We start from the raw sequence: 26439 nt of genomic DNA, 5'->3' as shown, positions 1-26439 counted from the left end.
TGTATTTCATAAATAGTGTATAGTGGGGGAATCACTGGTTCCCTTCACTTCCTGAAAAAGGATTAAAATTGAAATAATTTCTTCATTTTAGTCCTTTTTTGAGTGAAAATAAGTTATTTCGAAGTTTTAAAGTAGAAAATAAATCTCACAAGGCTTATTTTCCACTTTACCTTAATCGAATAACTTATTTTACTAGGAGTAATCAGGCTATTTATGACAAAGCCCAAAGCTTTATAAAAACTATAACAAATAATGCTAACAAGATACAATCATAGTACTCGAATCCTTATAGCCCTCGACTGTATTGTATTTGGGTTTGATGGAGAAGAGTTGAAGTTATTATTAATCAAACGTGATTTTGAACCTGAGCTTGGCAAGTGGTCATTGATGGGAGGCTTTTTGAACGAAGACGAAGATTTGGAGGTGGCGGCCAACCGTATTTTGTACGATTTGACAGGACTAAAGGATATTTACTTTGAAGAGATTAAAACATTTGGTGAAATCAATCGTGACCCTGTAGAGCGAACAGTTTCAGTTTGTTTTTTTGCTTTGATTAATATTCATGCGCATAGTCAGGATGCAGCGAAGTCTCAAAATGCTTTTTGGATTAGTTTAAAAAATCGTCCAGAACTCATTTTTGATCATAGTAATATGGTAAACTTGGCGCTCGAAAGATTGCGTTATCGAGCGGCTTTGCATCCAATTGGGTTTGAGTTATTGCCTGAAAAATTTACGATTCCTCAGTTGCAAAAACTCTATGAAGCGATTTATGATACGCCTTTAGATCGTCGTAATTTTAGTCGTAAAATTCTATCGACAAAATTGTTGATAGATACAGGTGAAAAGAACGAGAATTCGGCTACTAAGAAGGCGATTCTCTATAAATTAGATCAAGAAAAATATCAGAAACAATTTAATGCGTTCCATTATTTTGTTTCTGATTTTAAAGTATAAAAGCTTTATAAAAAAGCGAATTAGTGATGAATTATAAATCTAATCCTGAAGTTGAGTATTTTATAAATATCTTGTACTTAGGGAAATAACAAAAGGTTTATGAGAGAAAATACTTATTCGCTTTTTTGAAATACAAAATTGTGTCAAATTAACGCATTTGGCTGGTTTCAGCTCGGCTTTAAACATATATTCAACGAATGAAAAATCAATTTGTAATCGGAGTTGATTACGGAACAGACTCTGTAAGAGCATTGGTAGTAAATACCGCAACAGGCGAAGAAGTAGGAACGGCCGTTCATTATTATGCTCGTTGGAAGCAGGGGTTATTTTGTGATCCAGCATCATCACAATTCAGACAACACCCTTTAGACTATTTGGAGGGATTAGAGAATTCGATTGCTGGAGCATTAGAAGGTTTGAGCGATGAGGTAAAACAAAATATTGTAGGTATTTCGGTAGATACCACTGGCTCGACTCCCGTGGCTGTTGACCAAAATGGTACACCTTTGGCTTTGTTACCAGAATTTGCTGAAAATCCGAATGGTATGTTTATTCTTTGGAAGGATCATACTGCCAATGCCGAAGCTGAAGAAATTAACCATTTGGCGCATCATTGGGATACCGATTTTACGAAATATGTTGGTGGAATTTATTCATCGGAATGGTTTTGGGCAAAAATCCTTCGTACCCTTCGTGTAGATGAATCTATTCGTGAAAAGGCGTATTCTTGGGTAGAGCATTGTGACTGGGTTTCGGCTGTACTAACAGGTAATACAGACCCAATTGCCATGAGAAGAAGCCGTTGTGCTGCGGGTCATAAAGCTCTTTGGCATCAAGAATTTGAAGGTCTTCCTTCTGAGGAATTTTTGACAAAATTAGATCCACTTTTGGGTGGATTAAGAGATAGACTTTTTAGCGAAACTTATACTTCAGACAATAGTATGGGTACCATTTCAAAAGAATGGGCTGATAAACTAGGTATTTCAGATAAAGCTGTAATTGGTGTAGGTGCATTTGACTGTCACATGGGGGCAGTTGGGGCAGACATTCAGCCTTACTCTTTGTGTAAAGTAATCGGAACGTCTACTTGCGATATGTTGGTGGCACCCAACGAAGAAATTGGACATTTGTTGATTCGTGGTATTTGTGGTCAGGTAGATGGCTCAATCATTCCCGGCATGTTAGGAATGGAAGCTGGACAATCGGCATTTGGAGATTTGTATGCTTGGTTCCAAAAGGTGATTGTTGGACCAGTACGTGATTTATTAGGTCAGGAGGCAGCCGACAAACTTAGCGCTGAATTGATTCCTTATCTTTCAGAAAAAGCTTTAGAATTACCTGTAAAAGCTACCGATATTGTCTCTGTTGACTGGATGAATGGTCGTCGTACTCCCGATGCTAATCATACCCTCAAAGGAGGAATCATTGGCTTAAACTTGGGTAGTGATGCTGTAAAAATTTTCAAATCACTAGTTGAGGCAACGGCTTTTGGGGCACGTGCTATTTCGGACAGATTCCAACAAGAAGGCGTACCTATCAAGCAAGTTATTGCCATTGGTGGAGTAGCCAAAAAATCACCATTTGTAATGCAAACCTTGGCAGATGTATTAAATATGCCGATCAAGGTAGCTAGTTCAGACCAAGCGTGTGCTTTGGGTGCAGCAATTTGTGCTTCCGTAGCAGCAGGTGTGTATCCTGATATGGCTTCAGCTCAAAAAAATATGGCTTCGGCATTTGATGCAACTTATGAGCCTCGTCCAGAGGTTGTGCCTATCTACGAAGCACTATACCAAAGATACCAAGGTATCGGACAGTATATTGAGGAGAATATATAAAAGAGTCTTAAGCTGTAAGCTGTAGGCTATAAGCAAATTGAATTATTGCTTACAGCTTACAGCATAAAGCGTAAAGCATCTTTCTAATAACTTAAAACATCAAGACAATCAGAACAATGAGTAATTTAAAAACATTTGGCGGTTTGCCATTAGAAGTGTGGTTTGTAACAGGTAGCCAACATTTATACGGTGAAGAAACACTTCGTCAGGTAGATGAGCATTCGAAAATCATTGCGGACTCGTTCCAAGCATCTTCGATTATCCCTGTAAATGTGATTTTCAAGCCAGTGGTGAAAACACCAGATGAAATTTATAATATCTGTCAGGAGGCAAACTTTGCTCCTAATTGTATTGGTATTATTTCATGGATGCACACTTTTTCTCCAGCAAAAATGTGGATTCGTGGTTTGAATATTTTGAAAAAACCATTGTTGCATTTGCATACACAGTTCAATCGTGATATTCCTTGGTCGAGCATCGACATGGACTTTATGAACCTCAACCAATCGGCACATGGTGACCGTGAGTTTGGTTTCATTATGTCTCGTATGCGTTTGAGCCGTAAAGTTGTGGTTGGTCACTGGCAGCAAGAAGATGTGTTACAAAAAATCAATGTTTGGGCACGTGTAGCGGCAGGTCGTTTCGAAATGCAACGTTTGAAAGTGGTTCGTTTCGGTGACAATATGCGTCAAGTAGCGGTAACAGACGGCGATAAAGTAGGTGCTGAAATGACTTTTGGATTCTCAGTAAATACACACGGTGTTGGTGATTTGGTAAAAGTAATCAACCAATTCTCTGATGCTGAAATCAACCAATTGGTAAAAGAATATGAAGAGACTTACCAAGTAATGGATTCTTTGAAAGCAGGTGGTGCCATGCGTGAGTCTTTGTTTGAAGCAGCACGTATCGAGCTTGGTTTGAAAGCATTCTTAGAAGATGGTGGCTTTGGTGCTTATACCAATACTTTCGAAGATTTGTATGGTATGAAACAACTACCAGGTATCGGTTCTCAACGTATGATGGCCGCTGGCTATGGTTACGGTGGCGAAGGTGACTGGAAAACTTCTGCTATGGTTCGTGTCATGAAATTCATGGCTAGTGGTTTGGAAGGCGGTAACTCTTTCATGGAAGATTATACTTACCATTTCGATCCAGCTAATCCAATGGTATTGGGTGCACACATGTTGGAAATCTGTCCAAGTATTGCTAAAGGTGCTGTAAAATGTGAAGTACATCCATTAGGAATTGGTGGTAAAGAAGATCCAGTACGTTTGGTATTCAATGGTGGTGCTGGTGCAGCCTTGAACGTTTCTTTGATTGATATGGGTAACCGTTTCAGAATCTTGGTAAATGAAGTAGACGGCGTGGATGTAACAGAAGAATTACCAAAATTGCCAGTAGCGCGCGTATTGTGGAAACCACAACCAGATATGGCAACAGGATGTGCTGCATGGATTTTGGCTGGTGGTGCTCACCACACAGTATTTAGCCAAAACCTTACAACTGAATATATCGAGGATTTAGCTGATATGTTTGGTGTAGAGTTAGTAGTAATCAATAAAGATACTCAGTTGCGTAATCTAAAAAATGAGTTGCGTTGGAATGAAGTAGCATTCAAATAATCTCAAACGAGCGAGTAGTGTTCTCGACACTATTCGCTCGTTAAACCTTGCAAGTAATAAGGCAGAATTTTGAGTGATGAATGGTGTTTAAAATATACTCATTGCTTTAAAGACTGCACTCAAACTGTCCTCCTAAATTAATTAACTAAACTATGAAAAAATGGATTTCGACATTAGCGCTTGCAGCTATGTCATTACAAGGATTTGCCCAAAATGAAGTAACGCTTGATGCCTCGCAAGCTAAAACTCAAATCAACCGTCAGATATATGGTCACTTTGCGGAACATTTGGGGGCTTGTATTTATGGGGGCTTGTATGTTGGTGAAAATAACACGAAGATTCCTAACATCAACGGTGCTCGCAAGGATGTGATTGAGGCCTTGAAAAAAATGAAGATTCCTAATCTTCGTTGGCCAGGGGGATGTTTTGCAGATACTTACCACTGGAAAGATGGTATTGGTCCTAAAAAACAACGTCCTTCAATCGTTAATGCTTGGTGGGGTGGTGTAACAGAGGATAATAGCTTTGGTACACATGATTTTTTGAATTTGTGTAAAGAATTAGGTACAGAACCATACTTGGCTGGTAACGTGGGTAGTGGTACTGTAAAAGAATTGTCTGACTGGGTTCAATACGTAAACCATAATGGCGTAAGTCCAATGGCAAATTTGCGTAAAGAAAACGGACAGGATAAAGCTTGGGGTGTGAAGTTCTGGGGTGTTGGAAACGAAGCTTGGGGTTGCGGTGGTAATATGAAGGCTGAATATTATGCCAACATTTATCGTCAATATGCCACTTTTATGACGGATTGGGATAACGGTTCGAAGTTGTTTAGAATTGCTTCTGGAGCCAACTCGAAAGATTATAATTGGACAGAAGTTTTGATGCGTGATATTCCTCACCACATGTTGGAGGGTATTGCTTTGCACCATTATTCTGTTATTAATTGGGACAAAAAAGGTCCAGCAGCCAATTTTACGGAAGAACATTATTTCAAAACGATGCAACAGGCTTTGTTTATGGACGAGCTTATCCAAAAGCATACTGCTATCATGGATAAATACGATCCTAAAAAGAAAGTTGCTTTGGTAGTTGACGAATGGGGTGGCTGGTATGAAGTTGAACAAGGAACAAACCCAGGGTTTTTGTACCAACAAAATACCATGCGTGATGCTGTGTTAGCGGGTGCAACTTTGAATATTTTCCACAAACATTCTGAACGTGTGAGAATGGCAAACTTGGCTCAAATCGTAAACGTATTGCAAGCGGTTGTGCTGACAAAGGAGGAAAAAATGATTTTGACTCCAACTTACCACGTAATGGAAATGTACAATGTTCACCAAGATGCGACCAATATTCCTGTTGAAATAAAGTCGAATGATTATGTGTTTGGATCAGAAAAATTGCCAGCGGTTTCTGTTTCGGCTTCAAAAGACCAAGCGGGTGTTGTTCATATTTCATTAACGAACATTGACATTAACAAAGGGCAAGAGATTTCTATCAACTTGAAAGGAATCACGGCGAAAGCAGTTACTGGTCGTGTGTTGACGTCGGCAAAAGTACAAGACCACAATACCTTTGATAATCCTGTAAAAGTAAAGCCAACTACTTTTACAGGGGCAAGTATTGCTGGTAGTACGCTTAAAGTAAAATTACCTGCTACTTCGGTAGTAGTATTAGAGCTGAAATAATAAAGCTTTTACTATACAATTGTAAAAACTCGCTAGAAACCTCTGGCGAGTCTTTTACCTAAAATTAATTACAATCATGACTTATCAATCTCTACGTGAGGAATGTTATGAAGCAAACATGCAGCTTCCTAAACTAGGTTTGGTGCTTTTTACTTTTGGTAATGTAAGTGCTGTTGACCGTTCGCAAGCGGTGTTTGCTATCAAACCAAGTGGTGTACCTTATGAGTTTTTGAAACTTGAGGATATCGTTATTATGGACTATGATGCCAAAGTGGTAGATGGCAAAATGCGCCCTTCTTCTGATACAAAAACGCATGCTCAGTTGTATAAAAACTGGGAAGGTATTGGCGGAATCACACATACACATAGTACGTATGCTGTGGCTTGGTCACAAGCTGGTTTAGACATTCCTATCTTCGGAACTACGCATGCGGATCATACTCACCAAGATATTCCATGCGCCCCTGTGTTGACTGACGAAATGATTGAAGGTGATTATGAATTTGAAACTGGTAATCAAATCTTCAACTGTTTTGCTGACAAAGGTCTTTCTTACAAAGAAATGGAAATGGTTCTTTTACAAAACCATGGTCCATTTACTTGGGGAAAAACGGCTGAAAAGTCAGTTTATAGCGCAGCTGTTCTAGAAGAAGTCGCACGTATGGCTTATTTGACATTACAAATCAATCCTAATACCCCACGCATTAAAGACACTTTGCGCCTAAAGCATTATGAGCGTAAGCATGGCAAAAATGCGTATTACGGTCAAGGATGCTAAGTGATGAGTTTAGATTTCTGAGTTTTGAAAACTATGTATTATAGCGCATTTCTCTAAAAGTAAAAAAGGTTTCGCTATTGGTTTTTATTTTCTTGAAAACCAATAGCGAAACAACCTACAAGTCAAACACTATAAAATAATGAAGCGTGCTGAGTTGAGAAGAAAGGTTCTATTAATCAAACTTTTCATTTTCAATTCAGTACAGCAATGTAATTTTCAAATTAAACCTAAAAGCCCTTGGTGAAGCTTCACCATCTTTTATCTCCTTCTATTAATCTATGAAGCTCGGATTAGAATCTCTCGACTACATTATCTTTTTTGTGTACTTCGTAATCGTGGCAAGCTACGGTTATTGGGTTTACAAGAATAAGGGTAAGCAAACTGCTGACTCAAAAGACTTTTTCTTGGCGGAAGGTTCACTTACATGGTGGGCTATTGGTTCGTCGATTATTGCCTCAAATATCTCGGCTGAGCAGTTTATCGGTATGAGTGGACAGGCTTTTCAATTAGGTATTGCTATTTCGGTGTACGAATTGGTGGGAGCTTTCTCGTTGATTTTGATTGCGGTATTCTTTTTACCGATGTATATCCGAAACAATATTTATACTATGCCTCAGTTTTTGGCAAGTCGTTACGACAATCGTATCAGTACGATTATGGCAGTATTCTGGTTGTTTTTGTACATTTTGGTCAACCTAACTTCTATTATCTACCTAGGAGCATTGAGTCTTGAGACGATGACAGGCTTTAGTTTTATGGCTTGTGCAACTTTCTTGACCATTTTTGCGATTTTTATTACCCTTGGAGGTATGAAGGTAATTGGTTATACCGATGTTATTCAGGTAGTGTGTTTGGTCGTAGGTGGTTTGGCAACGACTTACTTGGCTTTAGATTTACTTTCAGCAAAAGTGGGTTCTGGAGCAGGTATTTTCGAAGGCTTGAGTTTGATTAAAGACAAAGCTGATAGCCATTTACACATGATTTTTGCCAAAGGACAATACCAAGTACATGACGGTCAAGGTGGTATGATTGATGCTTACAATCAATTGCCAGGTTTGTTAATGTTTATTGTTGGAGGTCAATGGATTGTAAACCTTAATTACTTTGGTTGTAATCAATATATCACACAACGTGCTTTGGGTGCAGATTTAAAAACAGCTCGTTCAGGTTTGTTGTTTGCTTCATTCCTCAAAATGTTGATGCCAATCATTGTAGTATTACCAGGTTTGGCGGCGTATGTACTATTCCAAGAAAATGCAGATATGGCAATTGTCGAAGGAATTAGAGAAGGCGGTATTGTAAAACCAGATAATGCATATCCAGTTTTATTGAATATCCTTCCTACAGGTTTGAAAGGTATGGCATTTGCAGCACTTACCGCAGCGATTGTAGCGTCATTGGCAGGAAAAGCCAACAGTATCTCGACGATTTATGTATTGGATATTCATAAGAAATTCTTCGCACCAGACCTAAACGAAAAGCAAATGGTATGGATGGGTCGTGTATCTATTGTAGTGTCTTTTGTGATTGCATTGGCTATTAGTCCATTGTTGAAAAACTTGGGTCAAGGTTTCCAATATATTCAAGAATACACAGGCTTTATTTCTCCAGGTATTTTAGCAATTTTCTTGTTAGGTTTCTTCTGGAAAAAGGCTACTGCCAACGGTGCATTAGCTGCTACTATTTTGAGTATTCCGATGTCGGCATTATTAAAAGTTCAAGCGCCAGATATGCCTTTCCTTAACCGTATGGGCGTTGTATTCTGGATTTGTGCACTGGTAACCGTTGTTATCAGTTTAATTGAATCAAAAGGAAAAGACCATCCAAAAGCTTTTGTTGTGGATAGTACTTGGTTTAAATCTGACAAAGCTTTCCGTTTTGGCGCACTATTGATTACTGCCGTTGTCGTATTGATTTATACGATTTTCTGGTAGTATTTTCGATTTGAAAATTTGAAGATTTTATAATTTGAAAATGAATTTGTATCTGTGGCGAGTACTCCTAACCATGGATACAAATTTCAAAAAATCACTTAACCACTAATTCAATAAATTACTCAATACTTATCCCCACCCAATATTTCAGTTATTGATATGAAAATTCGATTTTTTTTAGGACTCTTTGTTGGAATGCTTCTTGGACTTGGAACAACATCTATGGCACAGAATGATGTCTATTTGTTTTCTTCTTTCAGAGATAATGGTCAAGATGGTTTGCATTTGGCTTATAGTTATGATGGTTATAATTGGACTGCATTGAAAAAGGATAGTTCATTTTTACGTCCAACAGTTAGCAAAGACAAGCTCATGCGTGACCCTTGTATTTTGAAAGGTCCAGATGGTTATTTCCACATGGTATGGACAGTTTCTTGGAATGATTTGGGTATCGGCTATGCACGTTCGAAAGATTTAGTGCATTGGTCAGAACAACAATTTATCCCTGTGATGTCACATGAGCCAACTGCGCTCAACTGCTGGGCACCAGAGATTAATTATGATGCTAAAACCAAGGAATATTTGATTTATTGGGCTACTACCATTCCTGATAGATTTGTCAGTACCGAAGGTGACAAAGGCGATGGAAAATACAACCACCGTATGTATGCGACCACAACGAAGGATTTTAAGACCTTTACTCCTACTCGCTTGTTTTATGACCCTGGTTTCAATGTAATTGATGTAACAATTTTTCAAGTTTCCAAGAAAAAATATGCTATGATTATGAAAGATGAGACCAAAAACCCTGTAAAAAAGAATTTGAAGATTGCTTTGAGCAAACATTTGAACAGCGGTTTTTCGCCAGCATCAGAACCAATTTCAGCATTAAATTGGATTGAAGGACCAACAGTAACTAAAATTGGTGAGGATTGGGTTGTATATTTCGACCAATATACTCGCCACAAAATGGGAGCTTTGAAATCGAAAGACCTAAAAAATTGGGTAGATATTTCTGAAGAAGTTCATTTTCCGAAGGGTACTCGTCATGGAACGGTATTTAAGGCAAGTAAGGCAGATATTGAGTTTTTACTAAAACAATAATTTTTGTGATGCAAAATGCTCTAATTTTTGATATGGACGGAACTATGGTGGACAACATGATGGTTCATCATCGTGCATGGCAAAAGAAACTAGCCGAACTTGGAAAAGTAATGACTTTGGAGGAAGTTATCGCTACATGTCATGGCAAAAATGATGAAATTTTACAGCGTATTTTTGGAGAGCAATACTCTTTTGAAGAACGTGATAAAATTTCATTTGAGAAAGAGGCAATTTACCGAGAGGTATTTTTGCCTGAACTCAGATTGGTAGATGGGTTAGCACAATTGCTACAAACGGCTCATGAGGCTGGCATTCCAATGGGAATTGGTACAGCGGCACGTGCCGAAAATGTAGATTTTGTGTTAGACAATTTGAACATTCGTCATTATTTCAAGTCGATTGTCTGCGATCGCGATGTGACTTTGGGTAAACCAGACCCAACGGTGTTCTTTAAGGTAGCCGACCAACTAGGCGTGCCTTGTGAGCAATGTTTGGTATTTGAGGATTCACCCACAGGAGCCCGCACCGCACTCAACGCTGGAATGAAGGCTGTCATTATTACTACGACGCACAAAGCGGACGAGTTTGAGGGCTTTGCAAGCGTATTGTTTTGCGTGCCCGATTACACAACCCTTAATCTGTTTTCAACTTTAAAACTTATTTGACATGAAATTTTTTATTGACACTGCCAATTTGCAGGAAATTCAAGAAGCACAAAATTTAGGGGTATTAGATGGTGTAACCACCAACCCATCATTGATGGCGAAAGAAGGTATCAGTGGTAAAGACAATATCATTGCCCATTACAAAGCCATTTGTGCGATTGTTGATGGCGACGTAAGTGCCGAAGTAATCTCAACGGATTATGAAGGTATGATTGCTGAGGGAGAAATACTTGCGGCATTGGATGAAAAAATCGTAGTGAAAGTTCCTATGATTAAAGATGGTATCCGTGCGATTCGCTATTTTTCAAACAAAGGAATTAAAACCAACTGTACCTTGGTATTTTCAGCAGGACAGGCTCTATTAGCAGCAAAGGCTGGGGCAACTTATGTTTCTCCGTTCGTGGGTCGTTTGGATGATATTTCTTTTGATGGAACTAAATTAATCGAGCAAATTCGCACGATTTATGACAATTATGGTTTCGAAACAGAAATTCTCGCGGCATCAATTCGCCATCCTGTGCATATTCTTCAATGTGCTGAAATCGGGGCGGATGTGATGACTGGTCCTTTGAGTGCTATCTTGGCATTACTTAAACATCCTTTGACTGACATCGGTCTAGAGAAGTTTATGAAGGATATGGCAGGAAAGTGGAACTAATTGAGTGTGGCGTTTTGAATTATTAGTAAAAAAATAGGCAATTTTGGATAGGATTTTTGATTTCAAGATATGGGAAGCTTTATCAATCTGAAATCAAAAATCCGACATCCAATATAATTCTTGATAACCTAAATTTTTCCATTTTACAGTAAAAAAACTATGAAAAAAAACAATCTCCTCGTAGCAAGTTTATTGACAGCCAGTTTGTTGTGGGCTTGCGAAAGTAAAAAATCTGAATCTACTCAAGGAACTTCTGATAGCTTGAAAATCGAACAATCGGCTTTCGGAAAAGTTTCTGATAGTACACAAGCTACGCTTTACACCTTGCATAATGCAGCAGGAACTACCGTTCAAATCTCTGACTTCGGTGGGACAATTGTATCGTGGACAGCTCCTGACAAAAATGGAAAATTTGATGATATTACGCTAGGGTGTGATTCGCTTTCGGGTTATCAAAAAGGTGTTCCGTATTTCGGTGCTTTGATTGGTCGCTACGGAAACCGTATCGCTAAAGGGCAATTTACATTGGATGGTAAAAGCTATTCTCTTGCCAAAAACAACGGACCAAATGCTTTGCATGGTGGTTTGAAGGGATTTGATAAAGTACTTTGGAAAGCTACTCCAATCGAGGGTGAAGAACCGTCATTGAAATTGACTTACACTGCAAAAGATGGTGAAGAAGGCTACCCTGGCAACTTGTCGGTAGAGGTAGTTTACACTTTGCAAAAAGATAATTCATTAAAAATCGACTATAAAGCGACTACAGACAAAGCGACTGTTGTAAACTTGACAAACCACGCTTATTTCAACTTGAAAGGTGGTTTTGATAGCGATATTTTGGATCATGAAGTGACTTTGAACGCTGATAAATTCTTACCAGTAGATGCAACGTTGATTCCTACTGGAGAATTAAAGCCAGTAGCTGGAACTCCATTTGATTTTACAAAATCTTCTAAAATCGGTGCGAGAATCAATGATGCGAAGGATGAGCAAATTAAATTTGGATTAGGCTATGATCACTGTTGGGTATTGGCTGATTCAACGAAGAATTTGAAATTGGCTGCATCTGTGTATGAGCCAACAAGCGGTCGTGTGTTGGAAGTATTCACAACAGAGCCTGCTATTCAGTTTTATACTGGTAACTTCTTGGACGGTACTATCACAGGAAAAGGCGGAAAAGTGTATAAGCACCGTTTTGGTCTTTGTTTAGAAACACAACACTACCCAGATTCTCCGAACCAAGCAAAATTCCCAAGTACGGTATTAAAGCCAGGTGAAACTTATGAAACAACAACCATTTATAAGTTTTCGGTAAAGAAATAAGAAAAATACAAAATACAGAATAGAAGACAGCTCTTGAAGGGCTGTCTTTTTTTATTTATCCTAAATTCTAAAATTAGATTTTTACTGCTTTTTGTATGATTAAAAGATGAAAAATTTGGAAAAGTCCTATTTTTTTGGGCAACTCCCGACATCTACATTAATTTTGTAACAAAGCATGATATATTTTAAAAGTAACATATTGCCCATTATTGCTATCATATTCTCGATAATCGTGATTAGTTATAGCATTACGGGCAGAACTGTGTTACAATACCAAATAGAAAATGGACTTGTTGCCAAACTTACCCTTGAGCAAGCTAATTCCTACTTAGAGGATGTTTCACTCGTTTTTTTTAAGTATCTAGGAAGTATCGCCAGAATAATTCATGATGTTGACAAACTAAGTTTCAAATTACAATTTAATTGCCCCGACGCACTCATAAGATTCAAGCCTTCAAATGCGTTAAGTAATATATTTCTTCTCGTTCCGTATCAGTTATTAACCCAATATTATATCGACATCAATGCTCCATGAATTTTGGGTAATACAACTGAACTCTTCAGACATACAATTTATTTTTACAGTTAGGAACAAGCCAAATCACTGAACACCGCCTTTTTGAAGTATTGCATACAAACAGTGATTTTAAAAAGGCCAATCATCATTTAACATTACACATTATGTGGAATAAAATTGCGGAGCTAATCATCCGAAATAGATTATTTTGGATTGGATTGATTATAGTATCAACCATCTATATGGGGTATCAGGCGAGTAGAATCCAACTTTCGTATGAGTTTGCTCGAATCCTTCCTGCAAATGACCCTATCGAACAAGAATATCAACGCTTTAGAAAATTATTTGGTGAAGATGGTAGTCTAATGGTGATTGGATACCAATCATCTGAGATGTATAAATTAGATAACTTCAATGACTGGTATGATCTTTCGCAGGCTATCAAAAAGCATGAAGGTATCAAGAATGTGATTTCATTGACCAACTTGATTGATTTGAAAGTCAATGAAACAACGAAGCGTTTTGACGTAAAACCTTTGTTGACTCAAAAACCAAAGTCTCAAGCTGAGGTTGATTCTATCAAAGACAAAATAGCTAATCTGAAGTTCTATGAAGGTATGGTAGTTAATTCAAAAACCAATACTACCTTAATGGCGATTACCTTCAACGAGAAAGATTTGAATTCGAAGAAGCGTATTTCAATTGTACAGGAAATCAGAGATTTAGCACACCAATTTGAGGTAAAACATAAAACGACACTTCATTTTTCAGGAATGCCATTTATCCGTACAGCTACCATGCAAAAGGTATCTCACGAAATGGAATTGTTTATGGGGTTAGCCGTATTGGTAACGGCTGTCATTTTATGGTTTTTCTTCCGTTCGATTCGCTTTACCTTGGTTTCGATTCTTGTCGTACTGATTGGTGTAGTATTTTCGGTAGGTACATTGGTGATGATGGGCTATAAAATTACAATGCTTACAGGTTTGATTCCACCATTATTGATTGTGATTGGTGTGCCAAACTGTATTTTCTTGATTAACCGCTACCAAGCTGAATTGTTAGCTCATGGCGACAAACAATTGGCCATTCGCAATATGATTACGGGTATTGGTTTATCTACATTCTTGGCGAATATGACTACTGCCATTGGGTTTGGGGTATTTTACTTTACCAATAGTAGCTTGTTAGTTGAATTTGGGGTGGTATCAGCGCTCAACGTGATGGTAACCTATGTGCTATGTTTGGTGTTAGTTCCCATTTCGGTATACTATATGGGCTTGCCTCAGGTAAAGCATTTGAAGCATTTGGACGGACAATGGGCAAAGAAATTCTTGTCTTGGATTGACCATACGGTACATAATCACCGCCCAGCGATTTATTTGACAGCCTTGGTGGTTGTGTTGGTGTCTGCTTATGGTGTGACCAAAATCAATGTGATTGGTTATGTGGTGGATGATCTTCCTAAAAAGGATCCGATTTACACAGATTTACGCTTTTTTGAAGAAAATTTCAACGGAGTTTTGCCGTTTGAAATTATGATTGATACAAAGCGTAAAAATGGTGTTTTTGATAATCAAGCCGAAGCTTTGTACAAAATTAAATCGCTACAAAATCGCTTGAAACAATATAAAGAATTTTCAAAACCATTATCGATTGTTGAAGCGGTTCGTTTCTTGTATCAATCTTACAAAGGTGGCGAAGGACGATACTTTATTATGCCAAGTGTGTTTGAGTTGTCAAAACTGTCGGAATATCTTCAAACAGATTCTTCGTCAGCCTCAAAACAAATCAAGCCGTTTTTGAACGATGATAAAAGTATCACACGTATCAGTTATCAAATGGCTGATGTAGGCTCGGTGCGTATCAAAGAATTGATGAAAGAAATCCAACCACAGGTGGATGAGATTTTCCCGAAAGACCAATATAAAGTAAGCTTAACGGGACATAGTTTGGTGTTTTTGAAAAGTAATGATTACTTGTTGGGCAACTTATACGAAAGTTTATTGATTGCGATTGTGTTGATTGCTTTGGTGGGTATGGTACTTTTCCGTTCGATTCCTATCATTATTCTATCAAAATTGCCTTGCTTGATTCCATTGGCATTGACAGCGGGGATTATGGGCTTTTTTGATATTCACTTCAAGCCTTCAACGATTCTGATCTTTAGTATTACCTTCGGTATTGCTTCGGATGGAACAGTATATTTCTTGACACGCTATCGCCAAGAATTAGAGGAAAAAGGTCATAGTGTACGCGAATCGATTACCAATACGATTTTTGGAACAGGTTTGAGTATGATTTACACTGCGGTAATTTTGTTCTGTGGTTTCTCTATTTTTGCTGCATCAAGCTTTGGAGGTACTGCTGCCATGGGTGTGATGGTGTCTATTACACTTTTGATTGCGATGTGTACCAACTTGATTTTGCTACCAGCATTATTGTTAACAATCAATCGTAAAAAATTGGATGTTAGAAAAACTAAAGCTGTAGTGTTGGAAGAACAATAAGATTGCTTTAAGCAGAATATTATATATCTGAGGGATGATTGTGCCAAACAGTCATCCCTCTTTTGCTTTTGACCGAATAATAGATTATGATGTTTTATGAATGTTGAATTGCCTATTTTGCAGAAAATCTATCATAACACACTTTTTAATCTTTTATGAAACACCTACTACCACTTTCTATCCTAAAACAGTCTGTTTTAGCAATGGTTTTGTCCCTACTTTTTACCTCCTGTAATGTTCTCAAAAATGAGGTTGACAAAATCGATTTGACCAAACCCCTCAATAAAACCGAACCAGCCTTGAGTGATTTAACCTCCAAAGCAGGTGAAAGCTTCGTATTAGGCGCTACCAAAGCCCTACCACACGTAGCTTCGGGACTGAAGGGATTTGCAGATACACTGAACCCTGATATTAAAAAACTCATTCATGCGATTGCTATTGCAGGAGATACTACCAATATTCAGTTGACAAAATTGGGTGATAATCTGCATTGGCAAATAGGGCGACTCAAAGGAGATTTGAAATTCACAGATGAATTAGTTGCCAGAATCATGCGAACACTCGACAAAAATTCGCAAAGACTTTTGACCAATATGTTACAAAATGCGCTGGATTCTATGAATAGCCCTGCTTCCAAAGCTAAATTGGATTCAATTATTGGTAATATCTTAAGTGAAAAAACTTCCATGCGTACCCAACAATTAGTCAATAATACCCTTCAACCGACCATAGATACGCTCACAAGTAGGATTGATAAGATTGTCCATAAGGATATTCCATTTGTTCAGAGACAAGCCTCTTGGGTTATTGGTGCCATTACACTTGCAGCTTTACTAATTATTGGATTTGTTTGGTATCAACGACGAAAGTATTTGAGACTGATTAAGGTATTGACTTATCAAATCGACCAAATTGGCGACCAATCTATTTATGATAATCTTACCAAACACATAAGTTCACAAACTAAAAAGGAAGACCTTGAGCCTCTGCTGAAAAATATCCTGAGCGAACAAGGAATCAATTAATAGTGTAGAGTTTTGAGTTGTGAGTGATGAATTGTCCTTGCCTAAAATAGGTTATCCTCAAAACTGAACTCGATTTTAGCTTGTATTCCAAAGCTTGCTACCTAAAGCCAAACAAAAAACCACCGTACAAAATGCGCGGTGGTTTATTCAGTGCATTACAATATCATAATACACCTTGTCACTATTTCTATGATTTATTATCCAAAAAACTACTGCATTTGCATACCATCCATCGATGAGGCATTTTTAGAACTTCTCTTAAATATGCTCATATCCATCTGTCCAAAACGAATCGAGAGGTTCAATCTCACCAATTGTGGGTTATTCAAACGATAGTAAGTTTGTGTAAATCCTTCACCGTACGATACTTGTGTGTTTCCTCTAGTTCTGAAAATATCATTAACAGAGAGTGTCGCAGAAGCAATATCATTTTTCAAGAAACTCTTCTTGATGGCAATATCAACTCCATAAAAAGGTTTGATATATCCTTGTGATGAACTTTGCGCCTGACTCATTGGAGGTCCAAAACCTTGGTTTTGTGTAATAGGCATATTGGTTTTACCTTGATAGTCACCCGAAAGCTGGATTACCCATTTTTTAGGTAAAGTAAAGCTGTTGTTGATTTTACCAAACACTGTCCAAAGAGCATCTGTCACTTGTGCGTTTTCGATGTTTTGGGTATTGATTTTTGAGTTATAAAAGTTCAAGTTTGCCGTCAAATCCCAAAATGCTTTCAACTTGGTTGTATAAGTAAACTCAGTACCATACGTTACACTCGAATTGGCATTGATATAGGTATTAATCAAATCCGTTTTGCCACTTATCGGGTTGATTTCTTGACTCAAATATCTAGTAATTAGGTTATTGGTGTATTTGTAATAACCTGAAGCTAAGAAAGTTGAATTACCTTTTGAGTGACTATATGATATTTCGCTTGAGGTAGTAAACTCTGGTACCAAGTTGGGATTACCTCTAGTAATATTCAAGCTATCGCTATAATCAACATAAGGAATCTGTTGGAAAAAGTTTGGTCTGTTTACTCTTCTTGTTACGCTCAATTGTAATTGGTCTGTCTTAGATAATTCTCTAGTTAAGAATATCGAAGGGAATAAACTTATTGGATATTCGTTGCTAAATTTTTGGTTGTTGGCTAAAAGTGAACCATCGTATTTTGAACTTTCACCACGTAAACCAACTTTGTAAGAAAACAATTTTGGTAGCTTTCCTGCAAATGAAACGTAAGCAGCGTACACATAATTTTCACCTTCATAATTTACAGAAGCAGAAGTAATATCTTTGTAAATATCAGAGCCTACAGCTTTTAAGGTATTGTTATTCAAATTTTTATTGTAATTGATTTGAATTTTTGCACCAGTTTCTAAAGTGATTTTTCCCTTCAAAGGTTTTACATAGTCTGTCTGAACAGTCAAAACTTTGTTGTTCCCTTCACCAATATTTTTCTGGATTTGATTTCCTGTAATAGCATTTTGTGCATTATAATAATTGGTAGAGTAAACCGCATTGGAAGAGTTGTCACCACCAAAGTAGTTTAAGTCAGCAGAAAGTTCTTCTCCTTCTGTTTTGAAGTTTTGTTTAAAACCTAATTGCAAACCTCTTGGTTTGAAAGCTCTTTCCGTATTCGAAAGTCTATTACTAAAGCTCGTAACACCATTAATTTTGGTCGTAATTTTCAAATCTTCAGTTGGATCAAAATTACCTTGTCCGAAGAAACCAGCCACCGAAAGTGTTGCACGGTTTGATACATAGTAGTCCATACCTAAGCGACCAAAAGTCATATTGCCTTTTGTTTTGCTATTGATGTCCTGTGCAATACTCGATTGTGTACCACCAATGGTGCTTGAGCGGTCGCTGTTACCTGTAACGTTATTGCGCATACGCATGTTCATAAACATCAACGAAACGTTTACTTTGTTTTGGCGAACGCTTAGGTTTCCCATAATGTTTGAGCCACCAAAACGGTCGGCACCTACGTTTACCATACCATTGTAACCACTCTTTTTGTTTTTCTTCAAAACCAAGTTCAAGATACCAGCAGTACTTCCAGAAGCATCGTATTTAGCTGATGGATTGGTGATTACTTCAACTTTTTCAATAGCATCCGCAGGAATTTGGTCTAAGGTCAACGTGGTCGGACGACCGTCTATGTACAATACAGGAGACGCATTTCTTAGCTTAACATTACCGTCAATGTCAACTTGCAACGAAGGAATATTGCGCATGATGTCTACCGCAGTACCACCCGAAGTAACTAAGTTTTTAGAAACATTAAAACTCTTTTTGTCAATATCCATTTCCAATAATGGCTTAGAACCGTTTACGGTTACACCATCAAGGAGAGTAGACTCAGAGGCCAATTTGATGTTTCCTAGATCTTTGTCCATCGCAGCCATCATTTTCGCCATCATCGCAGGGTCAGGTTGTTGACCTGGTTTTGGTGCGCCACCTTCCATTTTTGGCATAGATACTGCCAAAGGCATTTCCAAAGTTTTATAACCTACCGAGCTGATTTTAAGTTTTAATTTAGCCATCATAGGTAAACCGGAAAAGCTAAAGTCGCCATTTAATTGAGTTTGTTGAGCTTTTACCAAAACATCTTTTTCTTTTTTGGTATCCTTATCAAAAACGCTTTTAAGTACTACGACTGAAGCAAATTCTACGGGCTTGCCTTGCTCGTCTACTATTTTACCATAGGCTTTCCATTCAGGCATTTTGCCTGCACCACCCGAAGGCATTTGTGCGAATCCCGCTAGCGAGAAAAGCATCATTATGAGAGTGAATAATTTTTTCATCATTGTATGAGTTGACTTGAGAGTTATCAGAGGATTTATATCATTTTAAATTTATATACTCCCGCTTTGTGATTAATGATTCAAATTTGCGGGCAATTTCTCGAAATTCCATTCGGCTGTAGACGCAATGATGTGAACTGTATATGGATGAACATCGTGGATTAGAATCTATTCAGTAAGTTTGTTGTCGAAATGAATAACAAGTCACAAGATTATTGGTTTACTATTAAGTCGTTTAAAATCAATAGATTAAAAATATTTGTCAAAAGGATATTATTTGATTACAATGTTACTTTCAAAATAGAATTTTTCCATGACCCAAAGCAATCTTATAAATCACCAATAACATATTTAAACTTATGTTAAAACAAGCCATCAAACCATATACGGGGCATATCCTTACGTGGACAATCCTTTATCTGTTTCCCTATATCATTTTTTTGTATGAACCCAGCAAGCTTCAAAAGCTTGATTTTGCTTTTTTCAAAACTCATACAACCAACATGATTGTTTGGGCGGTTATTTTTTATTCGCACCTGCTTTACATTGGTCCTAAACTATTCTTTTCGACCAAGCGATGGAAATACTTTGGCGTATTGTTACTGGGAGGGTTGACCTATGCGGGTGTCAATTATTTAATCTCACTGATGGGACCGCCACATCCTGTAAAAGTAGGTACTTTGGATTTTTTGTTTGCTAGAATTATTGGTCCTTTATTTTTTTATACAGTTTGTATTTTGGCAAGTACGATGTTGTTTTTGTATAATGAGCAAGCGCGCCAAAAGGAATTATATAAACAAATGGAATTGGAAAAAACTGTGGCTGAACTAAATATGCTCAAGCTCCAAATTAGTCCTCATTTTCTGTTTAATACACTCAATAATATTCGTTGGCTAGTTCGCAAAAGTCACCCCAATTCGGAAGACACTATTATTAAGCTTTCAGAAATACTTCGATATATTATTTATGAAGTAAGTGATTCGAATGTTGATATCAACAAAGAAATTGAACATCTGAGAAACTACATAGAATTACAAGCTTTGCGCTTGCCCATTGAGGGGAAAGTGGAGTTTCAAGTGTCTCCATCTATCAAGCCATATAGTGTTGCACCTTTGCTGTTTATTCATTTTGTCGAAAATGCTTTTAAGTACGGAATAGATAGTAAAAATTCACCAGAAATCATTTTCAGCTTACAGAATACCGAACATGGAATTTTGTTTTTATCAAAAAATAAAGTGTTGTTAAACAAGACAACACTCAACACGGAGGGTATTGGCCTTAGCAATATCAAACGAAGATTAGAACTACTGTATCCTCATAAATACACCTTAGAAATTAATAATCAAGAGGGCTATTTTGAGGTAAAACTTGAACTTATTTTAGATGAAAATTAGATGTATTTTACTTGACGACGAGCCATTTGCGCTCAATATTCTGGAAGATGATTTGTTGCAATTTCCTGAAGTAGAAGTACTTGGTAAATTTCATGATCCAAGCGATGTAATAGCTTTTCTACAAGTTCAAGAGGTAGATGTACTATTCTCGGATATTCAAATGCCTGAAGTTTTGGGAACACAATTTGTCAAGACATTAGCAAATCCTCCCTTGGTGGTTTTTACAACAGCTTACAATCAATATGCGGTGGAAGGTTTTGAACTAAATGCGGTCGATTATTTGGTGAAACCTATTCGAAAAGAAAGAATCTCTGCTGCGCTTAAAAAGATAGAGGATAGACTAAAATTGAGAGATTTGCCCCCTCAAGAAGAAGTTCAACAGTACATTATTGTGAATGCTGAATACAAAAAAGTCAAGATATTTTATGATGAAATTATCTATATCGAGGGGCTAAAAGATTATGTAAAAATCTATATTCAAGAAAAGACTTATCCTATTTTAACACGAAGTAACCTGCGAGGAATTGAAAGCCGATTGTCAGAACAAATCTTTGTGAGGATTCATAATTCTTATATTGTCAATAAACAGAAAATTACAGGTTTTCATCATTCTAAAGTTCTTCTGTCAAAACTTGAATTACCCGTTGGGAAAAAATATATAGACAATATCAAAGCTTTGAGCTAAAGATTGTGGGTTGCTCGATTTTGGATAAAACCTAGCAGGCGCAACAAATTTTATTTGTAACCGTTAGGTATATAGAAAAAGAATAGAACCATACATTTCTATAGACTATTTGAGAAAAATACTACTTACTTTTAGTTAAGTAACGAACAAGTATATCCTTGGGTAAATCCTGATTCTTGTCATTTTTTGAAAAAAACGTAGTGTGGCTCAATTTCGTGGTTTATCTTTGCGCCATGGTAAACAAAGTCATAGCAATACTTCTACTGTTTTTACTAAACATTCCGTTGTTTAGCAAGTGGAGCTTTGTGGTGTATTACCAAGTCAACAAAAGTTATATTGCCAAAGAGCTTTGTATTAATCGCAACAAGCCCCAATTACATTGTGATGGGAAGTGTTTTTTAGCGAAAAAACTCAAAGCCGCTGAAGAAAAAGAACAAAAAGCTACTTCTGAAAAATTAGAAAAAATGCCAGAAATTGTACTTTTCTTCGATGACAATCACGTTGACTTATCAGGACTTGGCTCTTTTGAAGAGCTACCTCAGCTTCATTCTTTTTCTTATCTAGAGCCTAGTTATGGCTCACCGCTTCTTGGGATTTTTCAACCTCCCAAAATCTAATCCTCAATTTCCACAATGTAATGGAATTGCCCACTCATGGGATATGGATTGACTATTGCTTTATGTTTTCGGATATATAATTAGCTCGTTGATAAGTACTGAATATGTGTACTTTTGTCAACGCTAGTAGAATTATTTCTATAAAAACGAATCACGATAGTCATGAAAAAACACTTGTTCTTAATCCTCGTATTATTTGTTGTTGCTTGTCAAAAAGAAACAGATGAACCCAATCCTGGAGTTTATTTTGTGGCACCCAGTCATTTTCCAAAACCCGTGTATCCCATTGATTCTAATGTGATTACGGCGGCGGGTTTTGATTTGGGGAAAAACTTGTTTTACGACGGAATTTTATCGAGAGATAGTACCATTGCTTGTGGTGAATGTCATCGACAAACCTATGTTTTTACCCATCACATGCACGATTTGAGTCATGGGATTGACGGAAGAGTAGGGCTTCGAAATGCACAATCTTTACAAAACTTAGCATGGCGTGAGCGTTTTCAATGGGATGGTAAAGCGGCAACTTTAAACGAGCAACCCATTCTACCCATTGAGCACCCCGACGAAATGGACGATAAAATTGATAATGTCGTTGCCAGATTGGCACGTCATCAAGGCTATCGTGACAAGTTTAAGGCGGCATTCGGTTCGGAGGGTGTAACCAAAGAACGAATGCTCAAAGCGCTGACTCAATTTATGTTAAGTTTGGTATCATATCAGTCCAGATATGATAAATATGTCCTAAAAGATGCATCGGCGAGTTTTACACAAGATGAGCTAGACGGGATGAATTTGTTTAGCTCAAAAGGCTGTGCTAATTGCCATAAAGGGGTTTTGTTCACAGATGAAAGCTTTAGAAGTAATGGACTTTCTAAGTTTGAAAGAACAAAAATTGAATATATCAATGAGAAACCCGTGTTACAAATCGTAGTGGATGAAGGCAGATTTAGAGTTACTGGAAATGCGAATGATAAATTCAAATTTAAGGTGCCAAGTCTCCGAAATGTAGCTGCTTCGTCGCCTTATATGCACGATGGACGGTACACGACCTTGCTCGAAGTATTGAATTTTTATGATGCCAGTGTACAAGATTATGGAACACTCGACCCGATTTTGCGACAGTCCAATGGGCGCTTAGGTATTCAGATGACATCAGAGGAGAAAAGAAAAATTATAGCTTTTCTGAATACACTCACAGACGACACTTTTTTAAAAGACAAACGCTTTGCTGAGCCTGATGGCTTTCCTGTAAGGTAAAACAAAAAATATTTTCATAAAATGAAATCTCTATTCAATTCATTATCAATTATTGCCATTGTACTATTTACACTAGTTTCTTGTACAAAAGATGACATAGAGCCAATTGGCACAAGTGACAAAAATAATGTTAGCCTTGAGTTTGATAACTTGATGGGCGGACAAAAAATCGTCCTCGGCTCAACTACCGCTAAAAATGCGGCAGGCGAAGATTTTACTGTAACTACTTTGAATTATTATGTTAGTAATGTTTCATTGAAAAAAGTAGATGGAAGTTCTGTAGAATTTAAAAACCAATATTTCTTAGTTCGTCAAGCCGATGCAACAACCTTGATTCAATCATTGAAAGATGTTCCAGCGGCTGATTATAAGGAAGTTACTTTTACGATTGGAGTAGATAGTGTAAAAAGTATTTCGCCAGTAGAAGAACGTACGGGCGTGTTGGATCCAGCAGGTTTTACAGACGATGGCATGTACTGGTCATGGAATTCAGGTTATATCTTCATGAAATTAGAGGGAACATCTTCGGCGGTACCTGCAAATGCAGCAGGTGTTAGAAAATACCAATATCACGTAGGTGGTTTTGGAGGTCGTACAAGTGCTACTGCCAACAATTTGAGAACGGTGACACTAGCTCTACCAACTACTATGACGGTTCGTAAGAGTGTTGCTCCAACAATTCATTTTGTGGCGGATATTGCTAAAGTATTTAGTGGTACAACAACGCTCAAATTAGCCGATGCACCAGTAATTATGTCTCCAGCATTGGCAACGCCAATTGCTAATAATTACAAAAATATGTTTATAGTTGACCATGTTCATAATGACTAAGTAAAGGATAGAGGAACAAATAATCTTTGTTCCTCTATCTCTATTTTAGACTAACCAACATTACAATGCTTAAAAGATACGAACTTGAAAAGTGGCTTGAAGGTACTGGAATTGTGTTACTCCCCAAGCCAAGTTTTGCCGAAAGGATATTTGAAATAATCCGTTTGACAAGTGAAAACAGGTTAGTTTTTTGGCTATTTCTATTTCATTTATTCTCATTTGGATTATTGCTTTTGGGAATATTATCTATCTAGTTGAAATGATGAAACGAGTTCAATGGATGCTTTTTATGACTTTTTTGAGTCTGATAGCATGTAAAAAAACTGATACAACGCCAACAATTCGGTTTGAGCAACCTAGTAATTTTCCGACGCCAACTTATGATTTAGCTCGTAATCCTATTACGCCCGAAGGATTTGAATTAGGCAAAGCTTTGTTTGCTGACCCACTTTTGTCGCGCGACAATACGATTAGCTGTTCAGAATGTCACAGCCAAAGCTTTGCTTTTACACATCATGGTCATGATTTGAGTCATGGAATAGATGGAAAAGTTGGAATAAGAAATTCTTTGCCTATTCAAAATTTAGCTTGGCAGTCTGAATTTTTTTGGGATGGAGGTGTCGGTGACTTGGATTTTGTCCCTCTTGCTCCTATCGAAAATCCAGTAGAAATGGATGAGAAAATAGGTGTTATTCTCGAAAAACTTCGTAAGACTTCCTACTATCCAAGTCAGTTCAAAAAGGCTTTTGGAACGGAAGAAATCAATACCCAAAGATTCTTAAAAGCGCTCTCGCAGTATATGCTTACCTTGGTTTCGGCTGACTCGAAATATGATAAAGTCATGAGAAAAGAAGCAGGGGCAGTTTTTACGACTGACGAACTAGCGGGTAAAAGTCTTTTTGAACAAAAATGTGCCTCTTGCCATAGCGGAGTTTTATTTACTAATCAATCCTATCGCAATAATGGATTGAGGATTCAAGGACCTGAAGATTTTGGACGTGGAAAAATTACCGAATTAGAAACCGACAAATACAAATTTAAAGTGCCGAGTTTGCGAAACATCGAAGTATCAGGCCCTTATATGCACGATGGTCGTTTTTATACATTGGAGGCTGTTTTGAACCATTATACCGACGATGTTCAGAATACTCCTAACCTCGACCCTTCGCTTAAAGGTGGTGTTTCGTTGACGGATGTACAAAAAAAGCAAGTTATAGCTTTTTTGAAAACGTTGACAGACAAGACTTTTTTAGCTGATAAAAGATTGCAATAATCTTATTGAGCGGTGTCAATTTTAACCATGTTTTTATGCGATTCAAGATATTTTTACTCATATTCTGTTGTACTTTTTTTTACGAAAGCCGTGCTTGTGATATTTGTGGATGCTCCAATGGGAATACCTTTTTTGGTATATTGCCACAATCTCACCGAGGTTTTTTAGGATTGCGTTATCGCTATTCAAATTTTGATTCGCACCTAAATTCACAATTACTGAAAACCAAAGAAAGTTTTCATACCACCGAACTTTGGGGACGATTTTATCCTTTGAAAAAAGTGCAAATTCTGGCTTTTGTGCCCTACAACTTCAATGCCCAAACACAGATTTTACCTAATATTACCAATACCATTCAAGGTTTGGGCGATATTACAATATTGGGGCATTACAATGTATTGAATACCTTTTGGGATAGTACAGCGCATCAAGTAAATCATAATTTGATGCTTGGTGTAGGCGTAAAAGCTCCGACTGGGAAGTTCAGATATGATCAAAACAGCGTAGAAGAAGTAGCTAATCCTAATTTTCAATTAGGCACAGGAAGTACAGATTTTTTGCTAAATGCCATTTATACAGTTCGTTATGATCAATGGGGTTTGAATACCGATGTAACTTATAAAATCAATACCGAAAATAGTAATCAATATCGTTATGGTAACAAGCTAACAAGTGCTTTAACAGCTTTTTATGCCAAAGGTTTTGGTCAAGGAAATACCCTAATGCCAAATGCAGGTGTTTATTGGGAATATGCCCAAAATGACCATGATAAAGGTATTATCAACAAAGATACTGGTGGGTATTTGGCTTCAGCAAATATTGGATGTGAGGCATTTTTTAAGAAATTTAGCCTTGGTCTAACACATCAAATGCCTTTTGCACAAGAGTTGTCGAGAGGTGAATTAAAAGCAAATGCTCGTACGACTGCCCATATTACTTTTATGTTTTAATCC

Annotated in this window: 21 protein-coding genes; 20 read left to right on the top strand and 1 reads right to left on the bottom strand. The window is 37.4% G+C overall.

Features of this window, described 5'->3' with window-relative positions:
• The first annotated feature begins 252 nt into the window (after window positions 1–252).
• From QM491_RS16115 to QM491_RS16055, 13 genes are all read left to right on the top strand, one after another.
• On the top strand, window positions 253–954 hold the full coding sequence (locus QM491_RS16115) for an NUDIX hydrolase (RefSeq protein WP_283328542.1): 702 nt from the start codon (window positions 253–255) through the stop codon (window positions 952–954).
• A gap of 197 nt (window positions 955–1151) precedes the next feature.
• Window positions 1152–2789 carry a ribulokinase gene (locus QM491_RS16110; RefSeq protein ID WP_283328540.1) on the top strand — a complete coding sequence of 546 codons (1638 nt, stop codon included), beginning with the start codon at window positions 1152–1154 and terminating at the stop codon, window positions 2787–2789.
• Window positions 2790–2905: 116 nt separating this feature from the next.
• A complete protein-coding gene (gene araA, locus QM491_RS16105; protein WP_283328539.1) occupies window positions 2906–4411 on the top strand; it encodes an L-arabinose isomerase in 1506 nt (501 codons plus the stop codon).
• A 152-nt stretch (window positions 4412–4563) separates the two neighbouring features.
• Window positions 4564–6102: an alpha-N-arabinofuranosidase gene (locus QM491_RS16100; RefSeq protein ID WP_283328537.1), complete on the top strand. Its 1539-nt coding sequence runs from the start codon at window positions 4564–4566 to the stop codon at window positions 6100–6102.
• A gap of 76 nt (window positions 6103–6178) precedes the next feature.
• Window positions 6179–6880, top strand: a complete 702-nt coding sequence (locus QM491_RS16095) for an L-ribulose-5-phosphate 4-epimerase (RefSeq protein ID WP_095168303.1) — start codon at window positions 6179–6181, stop codon at window positions 6878–6880.
• 278 nt (window positions 6881–7158) lie between these two features.
• A complete protein-coding gene (locus tag QM491_RS16090) occupies window positions 7159–8814 on the top strand; it encodes a sodium/sugar symporter (RefSeq protein ID WP_166551221.1) in 1656 nt (551 codons plus the stop codon).
• Window positions 8815–8973: 159 nt separating this feature from the next.
• The gene (locus QM491_RS16085) at window positions 8974–9918 is read left to right on the top strand and encodes a glycoside hydrolase family 43 protein (RefSeq protein WP_283328534.1); all 945 of its coding nucleotides are present in this window, start codon (window positions 8974–8976) and stop codon (window positions 9916–9918) included.
• A gap of 8 nt (window positions 9919–9926) precedes the next feature.
• Complete coding sequence (locus QM491_RS16080; protein WP_283328532.1) at window positions 9927–10583, top strand: HAD family hydrolase; 657 nt, start codon at window positions 9927–9929, stop codon at window positions 10581–10583.
• A gap of 1 nt (window position 10584) precedes the next feature.
• Complete coding sequence (gene fsa / locus QM491_RS16075; protein ID WP_283328531.1) at window positions 10585–11241, top strand: fructose-6-phosphate aldolase; 657 nt, start codon at window positions 10585–10587, stop codon at window positions 11239–11241.
• A gap of 159 nt (window positions 11242–11400) precedes the next feature.
• Window positions 11401–12564, top strand: coding sequence for an aldose epimerase family protein (locus QM491_RS16070; protein ID WP_283328530.1), 1164 nt, complete (start codon window positions 11401–11403; stop codon window positions 12562–12564).
• 175 nt (window positions 12565–12739) lie between these two features.
• Entirely contained in the window at window positions 12740–13099 is a 360-nt protein-coding gene (locus QM491_RS16065) for a hypothetical protein (protein WP_283328529.1), read from the top strand.
• Between the two features lie 146 nt (window positions 13100–13245).
• Window positions 13246–15591 carry an efflux RND transporter permease subunit gene (locus QM491_RS16060; protein WP_283328527.1) on the top strand — a complete coding sequence of 782 codons (2346 nt, stop codon included), beginning with the start codon at window positions 13246–13248 and terminating at the stop codon, window positions 15589–15591.
• Window positions 15592–15746: 155 nt separating this feature from the next.
• The gene (locus tag QM491_RS16055; protein WP_283328526.1) at window positions 15747–16616 is read left to right on the top strand and encodes a hypothetical protein; all 870 of its coding nucleotides are present in this window, start codon (window positions 15747–15749) and stop codon (window positions 16614–16616) included.
• A gap of 209 nt (window positions 16617–16825) precedes the next feature.
• Here QM491_RS16055 and QM491_RS16050 read toward each other — a convergent pair whose 3' ends face one another.
• Window positions 16826–19429, bottom strand: coding sequence for a TonB-dependent receptor (locus tag QM491_RS16050; protein WP_283328525.1), 2604 nt, complete (start codon window positions 19427–19429; stop codon window positions 16826–16828).
• A gap of 356 nt (window positions 19430–19785) precedes the next feature.
• Here QM491_RS16050 and QM491_RS16045 point away from each other — a divergent pair, with 356 nt between their 5' ends.
• From QM491_RS16045 to QM491_RS16015, 7 genes are all read left to right on the top strand, one after another.
• Window positions 19786–20820, top strand: a complete 1035-nt coding sequence (locus QM491_RS16045) for a sensor histidine kinase (protein ID WP_283328524.1) — start codon at window positions 19786–19788, stop codon at window positions 20818–20820.
• Complete coding sequence (locus QM491_RS16040) at window positions 20810–21505, top strand: LytR/AlgR family response regulator transcription factor (RefSeq protein WP_283328523.1); 696 nt, start codon at window positions 20810–20812, stop codon at window positions 21503–21505. The genes QM491_RS16045 and QM491_RS16040 overlap by 11 nt, the downstream gene beginning before the upstream one ends.
• A gap of 233 nt (window positions 21506–21738) precedes the next feature.
• The gene (locus QM491_RS16035) at window positions 21739–22122 is read left to right on the top strand and encodes a hypothetical protein (RefSeq protein ID WP_283328522.1); all 384 of its coding nucleotides are present in this window, start codon (window positions 21739–21741) and stop codon (window positions 22120–22122) included.
• Between the two features lie 162 nt (window positions 22123–22284).
• Window positions 22285–23382 carry a cytochrome-c peroxidase gene (locus QM491_RS16030; RefSeq protein WP_283328520.1) on the top strand — a complete coding sequence of 366 codons (1098 nt, stop codon included), beginning with the start codon at window positions 22285–22287 and terminating at the stop codon, window positions 23380–23382.
• Window positions 23383–23403: 21 nt separating this feature from the next.
• Entirely contained in the window at window positions 23404–24213 is an 810-nt protein-coding gene (locus tag QM491_RS16025; RefSeq protein WP_283328519.1) for an MbnP family protein, read from the top strand.
• Window positions 24214–24472: 259 nt separating this feature from the next.
• Window positions 24473–25486 carry a cytochrome-c peroxidase gene (locus tag QM491_RS16020; protein ID WP_283328518.1) on the top strand — a complete coding sequence of 338 codons (1014 nt, stop codon included), beginning with the start codon at window positions 24473–24475 and terminating at the stop codon, window positions 25484–25486.
• A 35-nt stretch (window positions 25487–25521) separates the two neighbouring features.
• The gene (locus tag QM491_RS16015) at window positions 25522–26436 is read left to right on the top strand and encodes a transporter family protein (RefSeq protein WP_283328516.1); all 915 of its coding nucleotides are present in this window, start codon (window positions 25522–25524) and stop codon (window positions 26434–26436) included.
• Window positions 26437–26439 lie beyond the last annotated feature (3 nt).

Source organism: Flectobacillus longus (assembly GCF_030056705.1).
Classification (GTDB): Bacteria; Bacteroidota; Bacteroidia; order Cytophagales; family Spirosomataceae; genus Flectobacillus; species Flectobacillus longus.
This window is presented reverse-complemented; position numbering and strand designations above follow the sequence as displayed.

Excerpts from the sequence above, each read along its gene's own strand:
- QM491_RS16115 (WP_283328542.1), top strand. The coding sequence starts at position 253 with ATGCTAACAAGATACAATCATAGTACTCGAATCCTTATAGCCCTCGAC.
- QM491_RS16110 (WP_283328540.1), top strand. The coding sequence starts at position 1,152 with ATGAAAAATCAATTTGTAATCGGAGTTGATTACGGAACAGACTCTGTA.
- araA (WP_283328539.1), top strand. The coding sequence starts at position 2,906 with ATGAGTAATTTAAAAACATTTGGCGGTTTGCCATTAGAAGTGTGGTTT.
- QM491_RS16100 (WP_283328537.1), top strand. The coding sequence starts at position 4,564 with ATGAAAAAATGGATTTCGACATTAGCGCTTGCAGCTATGTCATTACAA.
- QM491_RS16095 (WP_095168303.1), top strand. The coding sequence starts at position 6,179 with ATGACTTATCAATCTCTACGTGAGGAATGTTATGAAGCAAACATGCAG.
- QM491_RS16090 (WP_166551221.1), top strand. The coding sequence starts at position 7,159 with ATGAAGCTCGGATTAGAATCTCTCGACTACATTATCTTTTTTGTGTAC.
- QM491_RS16085 (WP_283328534.1), top strand. The coding sequence starts at position 8,974 with ATGAAAATTCGATTTTTTTTAGGACTCTTTGTTGGAATGCTTCTTGGA.
- QM491_RS16080 (WP_283328532.1), top strand. The coding sequence starts at position 9,927 with ATGCAAAATGCTCTAATTTTTGATATGGACGGAACTATGGTGGACAAC.
- fsa (WP_283328531.1), top strand. The coding sequence starts at position 10,585 with ATGAAATTTTTTATTGACACTGCCAATTTGCAGGAAATTCAAGAAGCA.
- QM491_RS16070 (WP_283328530.1), top strand. The coding sequence starts at position 11,401 with ATGAAAAAAAACAATCTCCTCGTAGCAAGTTTATTGACAGCCAGTTTG.
- QM491_RS16065 (WP_283328529.1), top strand. The coding sequence starts at position 12,740 with ATGATATATTTTAAAAGTAACATATTGCCCATTATTGCTATCATATTC.
- QM491_RS16060 (WP_283328527.1), top strand. The coding sequence starts at position 13,246 with ATGTGGAATAAAATTGCGGAGCTAATCATCCGAAATAGATTATTTTGG.
- QM491_RS16055 (WP_283328526.1), top strand. The coding sequence starts at position 15,747 with ATGAAACACCTACTACCACTTTCTATCCTAAAACAGTCTGTTTTAGCA.
- QM491_RS16050 (WP_283328525.1), bottom strand. The coding sequence starts at position 19,429 with ATGATGAAAAAATTATTCACTCTCATAATGATGCTTTTCTCGCTAGCG.
- QM491_RS16045 (WP_283328524.1), top strand. The coding sequence starts at position 19,786 with ATGTTAAAACAAGCCATCAAACCATATACGGGGCATATCCTTACGTGG.
- QM491_RS16040 (WP_283328523.1), top strand. The coding sequence starts at position 20,810 with ATGAAAATTAGATGTATTTTACTTGACGACGAGCCATTTGCGCTCAAT.
- QM491_RS16035 (WP_283328522.1), top strand. The coding sequence starts at position 21,739 with ATGGTAAACAAAGTCATAGCAATACTTCTACTGTTTTTACTAAACATT.
- QM491_RS16030 (WP_283328520.1), top strand. The coding sequence starts at position 22,285 with ATGAAAAAACACTTGTTCTTAATCCTCGTATTATTTGTTGTTGCTTGT.
- QM491_RS16025 (WP_283328519.1), top strand. The coding sequence starts at position 23,404 with ATGAAATCTCTATTCAATTCATTATCAATTATTGCCATTGTACTATTT.
- QM491_RS16020 (WP_283328518.1), top strand. The coding sequence starts at position 24,473 with ATGATGAAACGAGTTCAATGGATGCTTTTTATGACTTTTTTGAGTCTG.
- QM491_RS16015 (WP_283328516.1), top strand. The coding sequence starts at position 25,522 with ATGCGATTCAAGATATTTTTACTCATATTCTGTTGTACTTTTTTTTAC.